Source organism: Caballeronia ptereochthonis (assembly GCF_001545075.1).
Taxonomy (GTDB): domain Bacteria; phylum Pseudomonadota; class Gammaproteobacteria; order Burkholderiales; family Burkholderiaceae; genus Caballeronia; species Caballeronia ptereochthonis.
Map to the genome: position 1 here is coordinate 19,968 of NZ_FCOB02000022.1, position 16,975 is coordinate 36,942.

At 63.5% G+C, this 16,975-nt stretch carries 18 protein-coding genes and 1 tRNA gene; 17 read left to right on the forward strand and 2 right to left on the reverse strand.

Annotated features, from left to right (window positions below):
- The first annotated feature begins 74 nt into the window (after positions 1–74).
- From kdsD to AWB83_RS22595, 11 genes are all read left to right on the forward strand, one after another.
- Positions 75–1,058, forward strand: a complete 984-nt coding sequence (gene kdsD, locus AWB83_RS22545) for an arabinose 5-phosphate isomerase KdsD (RefSeq protein WP_087047847.1) — start codon at positions 75–77, stop codon at positions 1,056–1,058.
- Positions 1,058–1,627, forward strand: a complete 570-nt coding sequence (locus tag AWB83_RS22550) for a KdsC family phosphatase (RefSeq protein WP_087047848.1) — start codon at positions 1,058–1,060, stop codon at positions 1,625–1,627. Before kdsD ends, AWB83_RS22550 begins: the two co-directional genes overlap by 1 nt.
- A 4-nt stretch (positions 1,628–1,631) precedes the next feature.
- Positions 1,632–2,234, forward strand: a complete 603-nt coding sequence (gene lptC, locus AWB83_RS22555) for an LPS export ABC transporter periplasmic protein LptC (RefSeq protein WP_087047849.1) — start codon at positions 1,632–1,634, stop codon at positions 2,232–2,234.
- Positions 2,235–2,264: 30 nt separating this feature from the next.
- A complete protein-coding gene (gene lptA / locus AWB83_RS22560; protein ID WP_087047850.1) occupies positions 2,265–2,960 on the forward strand; it encodes a lipopolysaccharide transport periplasmic protein LptA in 696 nt (231 codons plus the stop codon).
- 11 nt (positions 2,961–2,971) lie between these two features.
- On the forward strand, positions 2,972–3,739 hold the full coding sequence (gene lptB / locus AWB83_RS22565; protein ID WP_087047851.1) for an LPS export ABC transporter ATP-binding protein: 768 nt from the start codon (positions 2,972–2,974) through the stop codon (positions 3,737–3,739).
- A 153-nt stretch (positions 3,740–3,892) separates the two neighbouring features.
- On the forward strand, positions 3,893–5,410 hold the full coding sequence (locus AWB83_RS22570) for an RNA polymerase factor sigma-54 (RefSeq protein ID WP_087047852.1): 1,518 nt from the start codon (positions 3,893–3,895) through the stop codon (positions 5,408–5,410).
- 188 nt (positions 5,411–5,598) lie between these two features.
- A complete protein-coding gene (hpf, locus tag AWB83_RS22575; RefSeq protein ID WP_087047853.1) occupies positions 5,599–5,958 on the forward strand; it encodes a ribosome hibernation-promoting factor, HPF/YfiA family in 360 nt (119 codons plus the stop codon).
- Positions 5,959–6,371: 413 nt separating this feature from the next.
- The gene (ptsN, locus tag AWB83_RS22580) at positions 6,372–6,827 is read left to right on the forward strand and encodes a PTS IIA-like nitrogen regulatory protein PtsN (protein WP_087047957.1); all 456 of its coding nucleotides are present in this window, start codon (positions 6,372–6,374) and stop codon (positions 6,825–6,827) included.
- Between the two features lie 183 nt (positions 6,828–7,010).
- Positions 7,011–7,979, forward strand: coding sequence for an HPr(Ser) kinase/phosphatase (gene hprK / locus AWB83_RS22585; RefSeq protein ID WP_008351692.1), 969 nt, complete (start codon positions 7,011–7,013; stop codon positions 7,977–7,979).
- A 99-nt stretch (positions 7,980–8,078) separates the two neighbouring features.
- On the forward strand, positions 8,079–8,975 hold the full coding sequence (rapZ, locus tag AWB83_RS22590; RefSeq protein WP_087047854.1) for an RNase adapter RapZ: 897 nt from the start codon (positions 8,079–8,081) through the stop codon (positions 8,973–8,975).
- A gap of 34 nt (positions 8,976–9,009) precedes the next feature.
- On the forward strand, positions 9,010–9,642 hold the full coding sequence (locus tag AWB83_RS22595) for an LON peptidase substrate-binding domain-containing protein (RefSeq protein ID WP_087047855.1): 633 nt from the start codon (positions 9,010–9,012) through the stop codon (positions 9,640–9,642).
- Here AWB83_RS22595 and mutY read toward each other — a convergent pair.
- Both mutY and mutM read right to left on the reverse strand, forming a co-directional pair.
- Positions 9,639–10,700, reverse strand: coding sequence for an A/G-specific adenine glycosylase (gene mutY, locus AWB83_RS22600; protein WP_087047856.1), 1,062 nt, complete (start codon positions 10,698–10,700; stop codon positions 9,639–9,641). The two genes, AWB83_RS22595 and mutY, sit on opposite strands and share 4 nt — an antisense overlap.
- Positions 10,701–10,706: 6 nt before the next feature.
- Positions 10,707–11,537, reverse strand: a complete 831-nt coding sequence (gene mutM, locus AWB83_RS22605) for a bifunctional DNA-formamidopyrimidine glycosylase/DNA-(apurinic or apyrimidinic site) lyase (protein WP_087047857.1) — start codon at positions 11,535–11,537, stop codon at positions 10,707–10,709.
- 85 nt (positions 11,538–11,622) lie between these two features.
- Here mutM and AWB83_RS22610 point away from each other — a divergent pair, with 85 nt between their 5' ends.
- From AWB83_RS22610 to AWB83_RS22635, 6 genes are all read left to right on the forward strand, one after another.
- A complete protein-coding gene (locus AWB83_RS22610; RefSeq protein ID WP_087047858.1) occupies positions 11,623–13,482 on the forward strand; it encodes a tetratricopeptide repeat protein in 1,860 nt (619 codons plus the stop codon).
- Positions 13,482–14,117 carry a lipoprotein insertase outer membrane protein LolB gene (lolB, locus tag AWB83_RS22615; RefSeq protein WP_087047859.1) on the forward strand — a complete coding sequence of 212 codons (636 nt, stop codon included), beginning with the start codon at positions 13,482–13,484 and terminating at the stop codon, positions 14,115–14,117. The genes AWB83_RS22610 and lolB overlap by 1 nt, the downstream gene beginning before the upstream one ends.
- 30 nt (positions 14,118–14,147) lie before the next feature.
- Entirely contained in the window at positions 14,148–15,029 is an 882-nt protein-coding gene (gene ispE, locus AWB83_RS22620) for a 4-(cytidine 5'-diphospho)-2-C-methyl-D-erythritol kinase (protein WP_087047860.1), read from the forward strand.
- A gap of 54 nt (positions 15,030–15,083) precedes the next feature.
- Positions 15,084–15,160, forward strand: a tRNA-Gln gene (locus AWB83_RS22625).
- 51 nt (positions 15,161–15,211) lie between these two features.
- On the forward strand, positions 15,212–16,165 hold the full coding sequence (locus AWB83_RS22630) for a ribose-phosphate pyrophosphokinase (protein ID WP_087047861.1): 954 nt from the start codon (positions 15,212–15,214) through the stop codon (positions 16,163–16,165).
- Between the two features lie 153 nt (positions 16,166–16,318).
- Positions 16,319–16,939, forward strand: a complete 621-nt coding sequence (locus AWB83_RS22635) for a 50S ribosomal protein L25/general stress protein Ctc (protein ID WP_087047862.1) — start codon at positions 16,319–16,321, stop codon at positions 16,937–16,939.
- Positions 16,940–16,975 lie beyond the last annotated feature (36 nt).

A 16,975-nucleotide genomic window follows, 5' to 3' on the forward strand; every position in this document is an offset into this window, starting at 1 on the left:
CGGGGGCGGATGGGCGGCGGCGGGCCACGCACCGTGCGGCGCGGCCCGGAATCGCCTTTGCTATACTCCCGCGCATGATAGCGAAAATCAATGGCGACCGGGCACTGGCGCTGGCTCGCAATGTAATCCAGATCGAAGCCGACGCCGTTCGCGGTCTCTCCGAACTCCTCGACGACAATTTCACCAACGCGGTCCGGGCCCTGCTCGGCTGCCGCGGGCGCGTGGTCGTGTCGGGCATCGGCAAGTCGGGACACGTCGCGCGCAAGTTCGCCGCGACGCTCGCGAGCACCGGTACGCCCGCATTCTTCGTGCATCCGGCCGAAGCCAGCCACGGCGACCTCGGCATGGTCACCGCCGACGACATCTTCATTGCGCTATCGAACTCGGGCGAAACCGAGGAGCTCGTCGCCATTTTGCCGCTCATCAAGCGTCTCGGCGCAAAGCTGATCGCAATTACCGGGCGTCCCGAGTCGAGTCTCGCGCAACTGGCGGACATGCACCTGAACGCGCGCGTCGAAAAGGAAGCGTGCCCGATGAATCTTGCGCCCACGGCGAGCACCACCGCCACGATGGCGCTCGGCGATGCGCTCGCCGTCGCCGTGCTCGACGCCCGCGGCTTCGGCCCCGAAGACTTCGCGCGCTCGCATCCGGGCGGCGCGCTCGGCCGGCGCCTGCTCACTTATGTACGCGACGTGATGCGCGTGGGCGACGAGGTGCCCGTCGTGTCGCTCGAGGCAACCGTGTCGGACGCGCTTTTCCAGATCACCGACAAGCGCATGGGCATGACGGCGGTCGTCGACGGCAATCGTCATGTGCATGGCATCTTCACCGACGGCGACCTGCGCCGCATCCTGCAGCGCGACGGCGATTTCCGCTCGCTGAAGATCGCCGACGTCATGACGCACAATCCGCGCACGATCGCGCCGGACCACCTCGCCGTCGAGGCGGTGGAACTGATGGAGCGTCATCGCATCAATCAGATGCTGGTCGTGGACGCCGAGGCGACGCTGATCGGCGCACTGAACATGCACGACCTTTTCTCCAAGAAGGTAATTTGATGGCGCAAAAGCCTTCGTCCGCCGCCGCGGCGCTGCCGGCCACGGCGAGCGCCGCTGAGCGCGCAAGCCGCATCAGGCTGATGATCTTCGACGTCGACGGCGTTCTCACCGACGGCAGCCTCTACTTCACCGCCGAGGGCGACGCGATGAAGTCGTTCAATTCGCTCGACGGCCACGGCGTGAAAATGCTTCAGTCGGTCGGCGTGCAGACGGCCATCATCACCGGGCGCAAGTCGGGCATCGTCGCGGCGCGCGCGAAGGAGCTCGGCATCACGCATCTGTATCAGGGCGTCGAGGACAAGACGGTGGCGCTCGCCGAATTGCTGGACGCCACGGGCATTTCCGCCGTCGAGTGCGGCTACATGGGCGATGACTGGCCCGACCTCGCGGTGATGCGCCGCTGCGGCTTCGCGGCCGCGCCGGCGAACGCGCATCCGGAAGTCATCCAGCGCGTGCACTGGGTCGCGGAAGCGCGCGGCGGCCATGGCGCGGTGCGCGAAGTGTGCGACGCGATCCTGCGCGCGCAACATCGCTACGACGAGCTGCTCGCCGCAGCGCTCGGAGGCTGACGTCATGCAGCGCCCCGGAAAGCTCGCCTCGCTGCTGCCGCTCGTCGCGATGGCGGCGCTCGCGGGCATCACCTACTGGCTGTTGCAGGCCACGCTGCCGCCCGCGTCCGAAGCGCCGGAGCCGGCCAAGCGCCATACGCCCGATTATTTCGCGGACAACTTCTCCGTTTCCGAACTCGACGCGACCGGCACGACGCAATATCGTCTGACGGCCAAGTCGATGGTGCATTATGAAGACGACGAGAACAGCGATCTGACGCTGCCCGCGATGCGCATGTTCCAGCCGCAGAAGCCGACCGTCACGGCGACGGCCCTGCGCGGCACGGTCAACGGCGACGTCTCGATCGTCGATCTCTACGACAATGCGCGCATCCTGCGCGCCGCCGGTTACGGAGATCCACAGATGCAGGCGGATTCCCAGCATTTTCGCGTGCTGGTGAACGACGATGTCATCGAAACGGAAAAACCGGTTAGACTTCAGCGCGGTCCGTCGGTGATGACGGCCGACGGCATGAACTACAACAACGTGACCCGGGAAATGAAGCTCTTCGGTAACGTGCGCGGCTCGATCGCCGCCTCGGATATCAATGGCGGCTCTTCCAAGTAATCCCGGCACTCCCATCCGAATTGTGACTGCATGAACGAAAGGTTCCCTCGTCCCGATGGCGGCCATGCGCGCGCAACGCTCGCGCGCCGCGTCACGCGCGCCCGGCGAGTCTCGAGGGCCGCGCTCTGCGCCGCCCTCGCGTCCGTCGTCGCGCTGACGGCACTCCCCGCGCACGCCGAAAAGGCCGACCGCGACAAGCCGCTCAACATCGAAGCGGACAACATGTCGTACGACGATCTCAACCAGAAGAACATCTTCACCGGCCACGTGGTCGCGACCAAGGGCACGATCGTCATCAAGGCCGATCGCGTGGAAGTCACGCAGGACCCGCAGGGCTATCAGTACGCCACGGGGACGTCGAGCGGCAACACCCTGTCGTACTTCCGCCAGAAGCGCGACGGCGTGGACGAGTACATCGACGGCAACGCCGTGCGCATCGACTACGACGGCAAGAACGACTTCACCAAGCTCACGACGCGCGCCACCGTGCGCCGCCTGCAAGGCCTGACGACCGTGCAGGACGAAGTGCACGGCAGCGTGATCACCTACGACGGCCAGAAGGACTTTTACACGGCAACCGCCGGCAAGGACGTCGCCGGCCCCGGCAATCCGACCGGCCGCGTGCGCGCGATGCTCGCGCCGCGCTCGGGCGGCGCAGCGCCGCTGAACGGCCCGCCCGCCACGCTCTCTCCGTCGACCACCATTCAAGGAACGCCGCAGCAGTGAATTCGTCCGCCATGCCCCACCGCAAGCCGGAAGGCCAGTCGAGCTCGCTGGTCGTCCGCAATCTGAAGAAGCGTTACGGCTCGCGCACCGTGGTGAAGGACGTTTCGCTCGACGTGAAGAGCGGCGAAGTGGTCGGTTTGCTCGGCCCGAACGGCGCGGGCAAGACGACTTCGTTCTATATGATCGTCGGCCTGGTGCCGCTCGACGCCGGCGAGATCGATCTCGACGGCAACTCGATCAGCCTCCTTCCGATTCACCAGCGCGCGCACCTCGGCCTGTCGTATCTGCCGCAGGAAGCTTCGGTGTTCCGCAAGCTGACCGTCGAGCAGAACATCCGCGCCGTGCTGGAACTGCAAACGGACGAATCGGGCAAGCGCCTGTCCAAAGACGCCATTACCCAGCGCACTGAAGCCTTGCTCGACGAACTGCAGATCGCGCACTTGCGGGAAAATCCCGCGCTGTCGCTGTCGGGCGGTGAACGCCGGCGCGTGGAAATCGCGCGCGCGCTCGCGACCAATCCGAGCTTCATCCTGCTCGACGAGCCGTTTGCAGGCGTCGACCCGATCGCCGTGCTTGAAATTCAGAAGATCGTCAAGTTCCTGAAGCAGCGCAACATCGGCGTTCTGATCACCGACCACAACGTGCGCGAAACGCTCGGCATCTGCGATCACGCGTACATCATCAGCGACGGCAGCGTACTCGCGGCCGGGGCGCCGAACGAGATCATCGAGAACGAAAGCGTGCGGCGCGTCTATCTCGGTGAGCATTTCCGCATGTAAGCGCTACCCGGCGAGCGCGGCGCGCATCGTGCGCCGCACCAGGAGAAAGCAGCAAGACTTACGTGCCGCCCCTCGAGGCGGCACGCTTCTTTTTGGATTCGCCGCGAGGTTTCGCGCGCGTGGCAAACTCTCTACAATGATTAAAACTTTGCCATGAAAGCCAGCCTCCAACTCCGCCTCTCGCAGCATCTTGCGCTGACCCCGCAACTGCAGCAGTCCATCCGGCTGCTACAGCTGTCGACGCTCGAACTGCAGCAGGAAGTCGCGATGGCCGTCGCTCAGAATCCGCTTCTGGAGAACGAGGACGACTGGATCTCGAGCCCGCTGCGCGTCGCTGCGGACGGCTCGCTAATCGCCTCGCCCGCGGCGCAGAGCGCGCCGCCCGAGCCGATGATGAGCAACGGCTCGGCATCGGGCACGTCGAGTTCCGAACGTTCGGAAAACAGCGAGCCGCAGGGCGTCGACGAGTACAACGGCCTGGGTTCGGACAGCAACTCGGACTCCAGTTCGTGGAATCTCGAAGACTACGGCCGCGCGAGCAACGCGTCCGACGACGACGATCTCCCGCCGCTGCAAATCCACGAATCGACGACGACGCTGCGCGATCATCTGACCGCGCAATTGCGCATGACCGCGGCCAATCAGCGCGATCGCGCGCTGATCACGTTTCTCATCGAATCACTGGATGAAGACGGATATCTCACGTCCTCGCTCGAGGAAATCCAGGCCGATCTGCCCGAGGAGCTCGAAGTCGACGTCGACGAGCTGAGCGCCGCGCTCGCGCTCCTGCAAAGCTTCGATCCGCCCGGCGTGGGCGGACGCTCGGCGTCGGAATGCCTCAAGCTGCAATTGCTGCGGCTCGATGCGTCGCCCACGCGCACGCTGGCGCTCGAGATCGTCACGAATCATCTGGAACTGCTCGCGGCCCGCGATTTCACGCGGTTGCGCAAGCAGTTGAAGGCCGGCGACGACTCGCTTCGGGACGCGCACGTGCTGATCAAGTCGCTCGAACCGTTCCCGGGCGCGGCGTACGGCAAGAGCGAGGCCGACTACGTAGTGCCCGACATCATGGTGAAAAAGAGCGCCAGCGGCTGGACGGCTGAGCTGAATCCGGAAATCGTCCCGCGGCTGCGCATCAACCATTTGTACGCGAATATCCTGCGCAACAATCGCGGAGATCCGGGCAGCGGCTCGCTGCGTCAGCAACTCCAGGAAGCGCGCTGGCTCATCAAGAATATTCAGCAGAGGTTCGAGACGATCCTGCGTGTGGCGCAGGCAATTGTGGAGCGTCAGAAGAACTTTTTTGCACATGGCGAAATCGCCATGCGGCCCTTGGTTTTGCGGGAGATTGCTGATACGCTGGGTTTACACGAGTCGACCGTTTCGCGGGTGACCACAGGGAAGTACATGCTCACCCCCTTCGGGACGCTTGAATTTAAGTACTTCTTTGGATCGCACGTTTCGACCGACACAGGAGGCGCGGCATCGTCCACGGCGATCCGGGCCCTCATCAAGCAACTGATAGGAGCGGAAGACCCCAAAACTCCTCTTTCAGACAGCCGCATCGCCGAACTGCTGGCGGAACAAGGATTCGTGGTCGCGCGGCGCACTGTAGCCAAATATCGCGAAGCCCTCAGGATCCCGGCAGTGAATCTGCGCAAGTCTCTATGACCCGTCTCTATATAGTCCATCGCATTTTGCGATGGGCGTTTACCGGCCGCAACGCGAAAGCGCGGACGTGCCGGCCGAAGCGACCCGTTTTTTCGAGCGCGTCAAACATGACGAGCTGACGGGACGCATTGCCGACCGGTATCGGACGAGCCGACGTGGCCTGGCGGCCATTAGCTTGGAGAGCAACTATGAATCTGAAGATCAGTGGACACCACCTCGAATTGACGCCTGCGTTGCGCGAGTACGTGATCACGAAACTGGACAGGGTGCTCCGTCATTTCGATCAAGTGATCGACGGCAACGTTGTCCTCTCGGTCGACAATCATAGGGAAAAGGAAAAGCGGCAGAAGGCAGAAATCAACCTGCACCTGAAGGGCAAGGACATTTTTATCGAGAGTTGTGACGCTGATATGTACGCGGCCATCGATCTGATGGTCGACAAGCTGGATCGGCAGGTCATCAAGCACAAGGACAAGATTCAGGGCCACGCACACGAGGCAGTGAAGTATCGGGGCGAACCGCAAAGCATCGAGGCGCCGTCGCCCTGAGCGAGCAACAGCGCACTGCTTGCGAACTGACCGTGTAGTCCGGCAAGACCCGCCGCCACGGGACGGCGGGCGGGTTTCGAGGAATTCCTCGAAGTCCCGAAACGATCGCGATGAGCGTGCACCGAACCGAAGCCGCCCTTCCAGGCGGCTTTTTTGTTGGATTTTCGTCGTTGCGTGGCTCAAGCCATTGATTTTCAGGGTTTTGTACTGCACATTGGATCGCTGATACTTCCATGGCGCGGCGCACCATCGTGCTTTGGCCTGTTCTATAATGGTCCGGTTATTTTCGGGGTCGCACGACAGGAACGCTGCAGGGAAACGCCGCCAGCGCACATTTCGTTTCACACCGCCGTGAGCGCTTTCAGACAGCAGCCACGATGAGGAGCTATCAGGCCACGCATCAGCCTGCCAACATGAATCGTTTAGCCAAATTTCTTCCCATCGAGAACGTCGTTCTCGGACTGTCCGTTACCAGCAAGAAACGCGTATTCGAGCAAGCGGGCCTGATTTTCGAAAGCCAGAACGGCATCGCCCGCAGTACCGTCACCGACAATCTCTTCGCCCGAGAGCGCCTCGGCTCGACCGGCCTCGGCGAGGGCGTCGCCATTCCGCACGGCCGCATCAAAGGGCTGAAGCAGCCGCTCGCCGCTTTCGTGCGCCTGGCCGAACCCGTCGCGTTCGAATCGCCCGACGGCCAGCCGGTCTCCCTCCTGATCTTCCTGCTCGTGCCCGAGCAGGCGACGCAGCAGCATCTGGAAATTCTTTCGGAGATTGCGCAACTGCTCTCCGACAGCGAGGCGCGCGAGCGTCTGCACAAGGAAGAAGATCGTGAGGCGCTTTATCAAGTGCTCACGCAATGGCAACCGTGATAGCCGCACGAACATAGCGACTCGCGGCCGGGGCGCCGGCGCTTTTCATACACCCGGCGCGCCTCGCTTACGCGTTGCTTCTAGGGCACAATCGGTCAAACGCAGCGCCATGCGGCATATCGAAGCGACCCGCTTCAACGTCCCGCGAAGGCTGCTCCCGGCTTCCAACGGAGTTCCGGCCTCATGGATACGTCCAGCATCAACGCCCAAAGTATTTTTGACGACAACGCCGCCGCTCTGAAGCTCAGCTGGCTCACCGGGCACGAGGGCTGGGAGCGCGGCTTCTCGAGCGAGACGGTCGCGAACGCGACGTCGAGCGCCGACCTGGTCGGTCACCTGAACCTGATCCACCCGAACCGTATCCAGGTGCTCGGCGACGCCGAGATCAACTACTACCAGCGCCAGTCCGACGAAGACCGCTCGCGCCACATGGCGGAGTTGATCGCGCTCGAGCCGCCGTTTCTGGTCGTCGCGGGCGAAGTCGGCGCGCCGCCCGAACTCGTCCTGCGCTGCACGCGCTCGTCCACGCCGCTCTTCACGACGCGCATGTCGGCGGCGGCCGTGATCGACAGCCTGCGCGCCTACATGTCGCGCATTCTCGCGCCGCGCGCGACGCTGCACGGCGTGTTCATCGACATCCTCGGGATGGGCGTGCTGCTCACCGGCGACTCCGGGCTCGGAAAGAGCGAGCTCGGCCTGGAACTCATCAGCCGCGGCCACGGTCTGGTAGCGGATGACGCAGTCGATTTCGTGCGCCTCGGCCCCGACTTCGTGGAAGGCCGCTGCCCGCCTCTCCTGCAGAATCTGCTCGAAGTGCGCGGTCTCGGCCTGCTCGACATCAAGACGATCTTCGGTGAAACCGCCGTGCGCCGGAAGATGAAGCTCAAGCTGATCGTGCAGCTCGTGCGCCGGCCGGACGGCGAATTCCAGCGCCTGCCGCTGGAGAGCCAGACGGTCGACGTCCTCGGCCTGCCGATCAGCAAGGTGACGATTCAGGTCGCGGCCGGCCGCAACCTGGCCGTGCTGGTCGAAGCCGCGGTGCGCAATACGATCCTGCAGTTGCGCGGCATCGATACCTTGCGCGACTTCATGGACCGTCAGCGGCTCGCCATGCAGGACCCGGACAGCCAGTTTCCCGGCAAGCTGATCTGATCGCGAGCGCGAATGGCTCGACCGCCATTCGCTCCGACTGTTTCGCGCCGAAATCGAATCAAGTGCAGGTGCTAAGATTAAGCGAACGAGTCGATTCCCATGCGTATCATCCTGATCACCGGCATTTCCGGTTCCGGCAAGTCCGTTGCGCTGAACGCCCTGGAAGACGGCGGCTACTACTGCGTCGACAACCTGCCGCCGCGCTTTCTGCCCGAACTCGCCGCCTACCTCGCGAAGGAAGGCCAGACGCGCCTCGCCGTCGCGATCGACGCGCGCTCGAGCCTCTCGCTCGACGAAGTGCCGGGCATCATTCACAAGCTCTCGAACGACTACGACCTGCGCGTGCTGTTCCTCAACGCGAGCACGCAGTCGCTCATCCAGCGCTTCTCCGAGACGCGCCGGCGTCATCCGCTTTCCGGCCCGCCGATGCGCGAGGCGGACGTCGGCGTGCTGAATTCGCTCGCCGAAGCGATCGAGCGCGAGCGCGAACTGGTCGCCGGTCTCGCCGAATACGGGCATCAGATCGACACCAGCAACCTGCGCGCGAACGTGCTGCGCGCGTGGGTCAAGCGCTTCGTCGAGACGGAGGCGGCCGATCTCACGCTGATGTTCGAATCCTTCGGATTCAAGCGCGGCGTGCCGCTCGACGCCGATCTCGTGTTCGACGTGCGCACGCTTCCCAACCCGTACTACGACCGCGAGTTGCGTCCGTTCACGGGCCTCGACAAGCCGATCATCGACTTCCTCTGCGCGCAGCCGCTGGTCGGCGAGATGATCGACGACATCGGCGCGTTCGTCGGCAAATGGCTGCCGCGTTTTCGCGACGACAACCGCAGCTATCTCACCGTCGCGGTCGGCTGCACAGGCGGCCAGCATCGCTCGGTTTTCATCGCAGAGGCGCTTGCCGCGCGCTTTCGCGAGAAGGCAAATGTGATCGTGCGGCATCGTGACGCGCCCATCCCGGTGGATGACGACGCGGCTCACACGCGAACCTGATCGCCGCGCCGGCGGTCCACTCTGGAGGAGCGCGATGTCCGCGAATCCTGTCTTGGCCGACTTGCCGCTGTTTCCGCTTCACACCGTGCTGTTTCCGGGCGGCCTGCTGCCGCTCAAGATCTTCGAGGCGCGCTATCTGGACATGGCGCGCTCGTGTCTGCGCGAAAAGACGCCGTTCGGCGTGTGCTTGCTGAAGAGTGGGCACGAGGTGGCGTCGCCGGGCGATCCGTCGGTGCCGGAACGCATCGGCTGCCTCGCCGAGATCTCGGAATGCGATGTCGATACGTTTGGCCTCCTGCTCGTCCAGGCCCGCGGCACGGAGCGTTTCATGCTGACCGACCATCGCGTGGAACCGAGCAATCTGATCGTCGGCACGGCGGAACTGCTGGGCGAGGATCAGCCGCTGCAAGGCGCCGAAGCGCTCGCCAAGTTCGGCGCGTGCGCGGAAGTGCTGGAACGCATCATCGACACGATCAGGGAACGCGAGCCGCAGAACCTGCCGTTCGTCGAGCCGTTCCTGTTCGACAATCCCACCTGGGTGTCAAACCGTCTCGCCGAAATCCTGCCGATCCCGATGCGCGCCCGCCAGAAGCTCATGGAGCTGATGGACGCCGGCGCGCGCATCGACGTGGTGCATCACTACATGCAGCACCATCAGCTGCTCTAGATCAGCGAGCCGGTCAGCGCATCGAGGAGCTTGCGCACGGGCGCGGGCACCCCGTACGAATCGATCCGCGCGAGCGGCGCCCAGACGGTTTGCGCGCTCATCGCCTCGCGCGGCGCGCCGCGCGCCTCGCCGAGCCGCGGCTCGATATCCAGCTTGAAGTGCGTGAAGGTATGCGACAGCGGCGCGAGACGCTGCAACTGCGCGTCGGCGCCGAGGCTGTGCGCCACCGCCGCCAGCGCCGCCTCGTCCGCCGCTTCGGGCAGGCTCCACAAGCCGCCCCAGATGCCCGTCGGCGGACGCTTCTCCAGCAGGATCGAATCGCCGTCCCTCAGCACGAGCATCCATGTCTTGCGCGTCGGCACCGTTTTCTTGGGACGCGCCGCGGGCAATTCGCGCTGACGTCCCTCGACATTGGCCACGCAATCCGACGCGAACGGACAGCGCGCGCAATCCGGCTTGCCGCGCACGCAGAGCGTCGCGCCCAAGTCCATCAGACCCTGCGTGTACGCCGTCACTTCCTCCTTGTTCGCCGCGTCCGGCAAAAGCGATTCGGCGAGCGTCCACATTGCGTTTTCGACGCGCTTCTCGCCCGGAAAGCCGTCGACGCCGAACACGCGGGCGAGCACGCGCTTCACGTTGCCGTCGAGGATCGTCGCGCGCGCGCCGAACGCAAAGGACGCGATCGCCGCCGCGGTCGAGCGGCCGATGCCGGGCAACTCGGCGAGTTCGTCGACCGTCTGCGGAAACGCGCCGCCATGCTCATGGGCCACCACCTGCGCGCAACGATGCAGATTGCGCGCGCGCGAGTAGTAGCCGAGCCCGGCCCACAGCGCCATGACATCGTCGATGGGCGCGTCGGCGAGCGCCGTCACCGCCGGAAAACGTTCGAGAAAACGCGCGTAGTACGGGATGACGGTCGAAACCTGCGTCTGCTGCAGCATGATCTCCGACAGCCAGATGCGATACGCATCGCGCGTGTTTTGCCACGGCAGGTCGTGGCGGCCGTGAATGCGTTGCCACGCGATCAGGCGCGCGGAGAAATCGGTGAGAGCGAGCATCGGAAATTAGCGTTGGCAGCGCGGACAATAGTACGTCGAGCGCTGCCCCTGGACGATTTGCTTGATGGCGGTACCGCAGACATGACATGGCAACCCGGCGCGATCATAGACGAAGTAATCGAGCTGAAAGTAGCCCGATTCGCCATTGCTGCCGACGAAATCGCGCAAGGTGCTGCCGCCCTTGTCGATGGCGGCCGCGAGTGTCACGCGCACGGCGTCCGCAAGCAGGTCGTAGCGCACGAGCGAGATGCGCCCGGCGGCGGTCGTCGGCCGGATTCCCGCGCGAAAGAGGCTTTCGGACGCGTAGATATTTCCAACGCCGACGACGATTCCGCCCGCGAGCAGCGCCTGCTTCACCGACACCTTGCGCCCGCGCGTCGCGCGAAAGAGCAGCGCACCGGAGAACTCGGGCGAGAATGGCTCCACGCCCAGGTCCGCGAGCAGCGGATGATCGAGCACGTCGCCGTCCGCGCGCGGATGCCACAGGATCGCGCCGAAGCGGCGCGGATCGCGAAAGCGCAGGATGAAATCGTCGAACACGATATCGACGTGATCGTGCTTCGCCGCCTCAGGCGGCTTCGGCACGTGCCGCAGGACCCGCAGCGTGCCCGTCATGCCGAGATGAACGATCAGCCATCCTTCCACGGTTTCGAACAGCAGATACTTGCCGCGCCGCTCGACCTTCTCGATTCTCAGGTGATCGAGCGTCTTCGGAAGATGCTGCGGGATGGGCCAGCGCAGCGCCCGCGTGCGCACGTCGACATGCTCGACGCGCCTTCCAGCGACGTAGGGTTCGATTCCCCGGCGGGTGACTTCGACTTCCGGCAGTTCGGGCATTTTTCTGGAGAGAGACTTGCTTGGGCGAGTGTGCCGGTATTTTAGCGACCGCGTTACAATCGACTGAAACATCGTCTGGATTTCCATGAACTCGTTCGTCATGAAGCTGTTTGCGAAGCGTCAGGCCAGCTTGGCGCATTCGTTCGCCATGCCAATGTCGCGAATCGCCGGCGCCGTTGCGCTCGCGATGGCCGCGCTGGCCTTCGCGCCCGCGCACGCTCAGGAGCCCAACGCGACGCCCGTCCCGAGCGCCGATGATCAATCCGACGCGCAAAACGCCGCGGACATGCTGACCGCGCCGGTGAGCGGCGCGGAATCGCAGGATTTGCCGAACGTGGCGATGTCCAGCCAGATCGTGTTTCAGGTTCTGGCGGCGGAGGTCGCGCTGCAGCGCGGTCAGCCGGCGCCTGCATTCCAGACGTATCTCGCGCTTGCCCGCGACACGCACGATCCGCGCTTCGCGCAGCGTGCGACCGAAATCGCGATCGCGGCGCAAAGCCCGAACGACGCCCTCGCGTCGGCGCAACTCTGGCAGCAGTACGCGCCGCATTCCGATCGTGCGGCGCAGTTGAGCGCGTCGCTTCTGATCGTCAACGGCAAGCCGGAAGACGCGAAACCCACTCTCGAGCGCGAGCTCGCGAAAGTGCCGCCGGAGCAGCGCGGCGACGCCCTCGTGTCGCTGCAGACCTTGCTCGCGCGCGGACCGAATCGCATCGGCGGGCTGAACGTCATCAAAGATCTGACGAAAGACGATCAGGACCGGCCCGAGGCGCAACTCGCGCTCGCGCGCCAGCAATTGCTCGCCGACGATGCGCCGGGCGCGAAGGCATCGCTCGAAAAGGCGTTGCAACTGCGTCCGGACTATTTGCCCGCCGCGCTGACGCTCGCGCGCATGGGCCCGGAGGAACGCAGCGAGGGCATCGCCTCGTTCGAGAAGTACCTCGACAAGAATCCGAAATCGCATGATGCACGGCTCGCGCTCGCGCAGTTGTATCTGTCGGCCGACAGGCTCGACGATGCGCAAAAGCAGTTCGAGATCATGCGCAAGAACGACTCGAAAGACCTCACGCCATTGATGGCGCTCGCGCTCATCAGCGTTCAGAAGAAGCAGTTCGACAAGGCGCAGGATTATCTGAATCTCTACGCGAAAACCGCCGAGAGCACGCCGGGCGCGGATCCGGGCCAGGCGTACATCTATCTCGCGCAACTCGCGCTCGAACAGAAGAACGATGCCGTCGCGAGCCAGTGGCTCGACAGGATTCCGCGTACGAGCCAGCAGTATCTGCCCGCCCAGATCACGCGCGCGCAATTGCTCGCGAAGCAAGGCAAGGTCGACGATGCCCGCGCCCTGCTCGGCAGCCTGCAGAGCTCCGATCCTCGCGATCTCGCACTGCTCGCGCGCACAGATTCAGCGATTCTCTTCGAGGCGCATCGCTACAAGGATGCGGAAGCCAATCTCGCGAAGGCCGTCGCCGCGTTCCCGGACGACCCCGATCTCGTCTATGACTACGCGATGGCCGCGGAGAAGAACGGGCATTACGACGTCATGGAAACGCAGTTGCGCACGCTGATGCGCACGCAGCCGAACAACCCGCAGGCGTACAACGCACTCGGCTATTCGCTGGTCGATCGCAATCAGCGGCTCGACGAAGCGGTGAAGCTGATCGAAAAGGCGGTCTCGCTCGCGCCGAACGACGCGTTCATCATGGACAGTCTCGGCTGGGCGCGCTTCCGTCAGGGCAATTCGGCCGAAGCGGAAAAGATTCTCAAGAATGCTTATAACCTTCAGCCGAATGCCGAGATCGGCGCGCACCTGGGCGAAGTCCAGTGGAAATCGGGACAGCAGGATCAGGCCCGCGCCACCTGGCGGCAGGCACAAAAGCTCGAACCCGATAACGACACGCTCGTCAAAACACTAAAACGACTCCAGGTAAACGATCTTTGATGGCTTTCGATTTCTTTGCCGGCGCGCCCCGTCTTCATGTCCGATGTGGCGCGCTCGGGTTGGCGGCGGCCGCCGCGCTGGTGATGTCGGGTTGCGCGGTCCAGCCGCGCGTGCCGACGACGACGAACGCAACCACCTCGCTCGCGACGCAGACGAGCCGTGCGTATCACGGACGCTTCGCGGTCCAGTACAACGACCAGAACGGCGTGCAGCGCAACGCGTACGGCAACTTCGACTGGGAAGAGACGGGCGATACCGTCACCCTGCAACTGCGCAACCCGCTCGGCCAGACGATGGCGATCGTCACGTCGTCGCCGTCGCTCGCCACGCTCGAATTGCCGAATCGTCAGCCGGTAAACGCCGAGAACGTCTCCGAGCTGATGCAGAACGCGCTCGGCTTCGCGTTGCCGGTCGAAGGCCTGCGCTACTGGCTGCAGCCATCGGCGGCGCCCACCTCGCGCGCGCAGACGACGCTCGATCCCGAAGCAAACAACGGCCGTCCGAAGGAAATCAAGCAGGACGGGTGGACGATCGACTATCTCGCCTACGCCGACGCTCCCGCGACGGGCGTGAAGCGCGTGAACCTCACGCGCAACGAGCCGCCGCTCGACATCAAGCTGGTGCTCGATCAATAACGTCTTCTTGCATTTGCCATAGCACCACGCATGTCCCGAACCCACGATTCGCTCCGTGACTGCCTCGCGCCCGCGAAGCTGAACCTCTTCCTGCACATCACGGGCCGCCGTCCCGACGGCTATCACTCGCTGCAGACTGTCTTCCAGTTGCTCGACTGGGGTGACCGGCTGCACTTCACGCGACGCGACGACGGCGTCATCACGCGCAAGACGGACGTGCCGGGCGTGCCCGAAGCCGACGATCTCGTCGTGCGGGCCGCGCGACTGCTGCAGCGACATACGGGTTCGAAATTCGGCGTGGAAATCGAGATCGACAAGCGCCTGCCGATGGGCGCGGGCCTCGGCGGAGGCAGTTCCGACGCGGCGACGACGCTTTTAGCGTTGAATCGTCTCTGGGGTGTTGATCTTTCGCGTGAGATTCTGCAGAATCTCGGCCTGCAACTCGGCGCCGACGTGCCGTTTTTTGTCTTCGGGCAAAATGCTTTCGCTGAAGGAGTGGGCGAAGCGCTGCAGGCGGTGAATCTGCCTCAACGTTTCTTCCTGGTAGTGAATCCTGCTGTGCACGTCCCCACCGCGGCGATTTTCTCCGATAAAAGCTTGACACGGGATACGAAAGTCGCCACAATGATGGACTTTCTTGCACAGCAAAGGTCAGACGCTAACTGGCCAGACAGCTTCGGTCGAAATGACATGCAGGCTGTTGTTGCAGGAAAGTACGCGGAAGTTGCACAGGTGCTCGAGTGGTTTTCCAATCTCGCACCGGCGCGAATGACCGGATCTGGAGCAAGCGTGTTTGCCGCTTTCGCCAGCCGAGCCGAAGCGGAAATGGCGCAAGCCAAACTCCCGGCAAGCTGGAAGAGCGTGGTGACGGCAAGTCTGGATTCTCATCCTCTCTTCGCTTTCGCGTCATAGGTTTTGTTTTGTCGGGCATGTCCTACACTTCCCGGCAAGACTCAAAGTTAGTGTAGGGGAGTCGCCAAGTTGGTCAAGGCACCGGATTTTGATTCCGGCATGCGAGGGTTCGAGTCCTTCCTCCCCTGCCATTCTTTTTCTCGCGTTTTTTCCTCTCGCCTCCAGCCGCAGACAGGTGCACGATGAGCAGTGACGGCCTGATGGTTTTTACTGGCAACGCAAATCCCGCGCTTGCACAGGAAGTCGTCAAGATCCTTGGAATTCCTCTCGGCAAAGCGATGGTCAGCCGTTTCTCCGACGGCGAGATCATGGTCGAGATTCAGGAAAACGTTCGGGGCAAAGACGTATTCGTTCTGCAGTCCACCTGCGCTCCCACGAACGATAACCTGATGGAACTGATGATCATGGTCGATGCGCTCAAGCGCGCGTCCGCCGGCCGGATCACCGCAGCCATCCCCTACTTCGGCTATGCGCGTCAGGACCGCCGTCCGCGTTCCGCGCGAGTGGCTATCTCGGCGAAGGTCGTCGCGAACATGCTGGAAATTGCCGGCGTCGATCGCGTGATCACCATGGACCTTCACGCCGACCAGATTCAAGGCTTCTTCGACATCCCCGTCGACAACATCTACGCCACTCCCGTTCTTCTCGGCGATCTGCGCAAGCAGAACCATGATCATCTGCTGATCGTGTCGCCGGACGTCGGCGGCGTGGTGCGCGCGCGTGCACTCGCCAAGCAGTTGAACACGGACCTCGCGATCATCGACAAGCGCCGTCCGAAGGCGAATGTCGCCGAGGTGATGAACATCATCGGTGAAGTGGAAGGCCGCACCTGCGTGATCATGGACGACATGGTCGATACCGCAGGCACGCTGTGCAAGGCCGCGCAGGTGCTCAAGGAGCGCGGCGCGAAGCAGGTTTTCGCATACGCCACGCATCCGGTGCTCTCGGGTGGCGCAGCGGAGCGCATCGCGGCGTCGCAGCTCGATGAGCTCGTCGTGACCGACACGATTCCCCTTTCGGCGGAATCGCTGGCGTGCCCGAAGATCCGTCCGCTGTCGAGCGCGGGTCTGCTCGCGGAGACGTTCTCCCGAATCCGGCGTGGCGACTCGGTGATGTCGCTCTTCGCCGAAGGTTAAGCAGAATTGGCGAAAAGACGCGAAGCACACGCTTCGCGTCTTTTTGCATGATCGGTGCGAACGAACGAAGGTTCGCATCGCTTGTTGTGGGATCACACATTTTCGATGATCCCGGTTTCCCTGCCTGGTCGCGGGCAGATATAGGAGTCAAACATGAAAGTCGTCGCTTTCGAGCGTAGCAAGCAAGGTACGGGTGCGAGCCGCCGCCTGCGCAACTCGGGTAAGACCCCGGGTATCGTGTACGGTGGTGAAACGGACGTTCAACTGGTCGAACTCGACCACAACGCCCTGTGGCACGCCCTGAAGAAAGAAGTTTTCCACTCGTCGATTCTCGACCTGGAAATCGCTGGCAAGTCGCAACAGGTTCTGCTGCGCGACGTGCAATACCATCCGTTCAAGCAACTCGTGCTGCACGTGGACTTCCAGCGCGTCGACGCGAAGAAGAAGCTCCACACCCGGGTGCCGCTGCACTTCATGAACCAGGAAACCAACCCGGCCGTGAAGCTGTCGGGCGCGGTGATCACGCACGTCGTGACGGAACTGGAAGTGGAATGCCTGCCGGCTGACCTGCCCGAGTTCCTGGAAATCGATCTGGCGAAGATCGAAGCTGGCCAGACGATGCACGCGAAGGACATCCCGCTGCCGAAGGGCGTGAGCCTGACGGTGACGGTCGTGACCGAAAACCCGGTGATCGCATCGGCGACGGTTCCGGCTGCTGTCGTGTCGGATACGGCGGGCGAAGCTGCGGAAGGCGAAACGCCGGCGGCCGAGTAAACACGCGGTACACCGCTATCCTCTCGATCCGTTCTC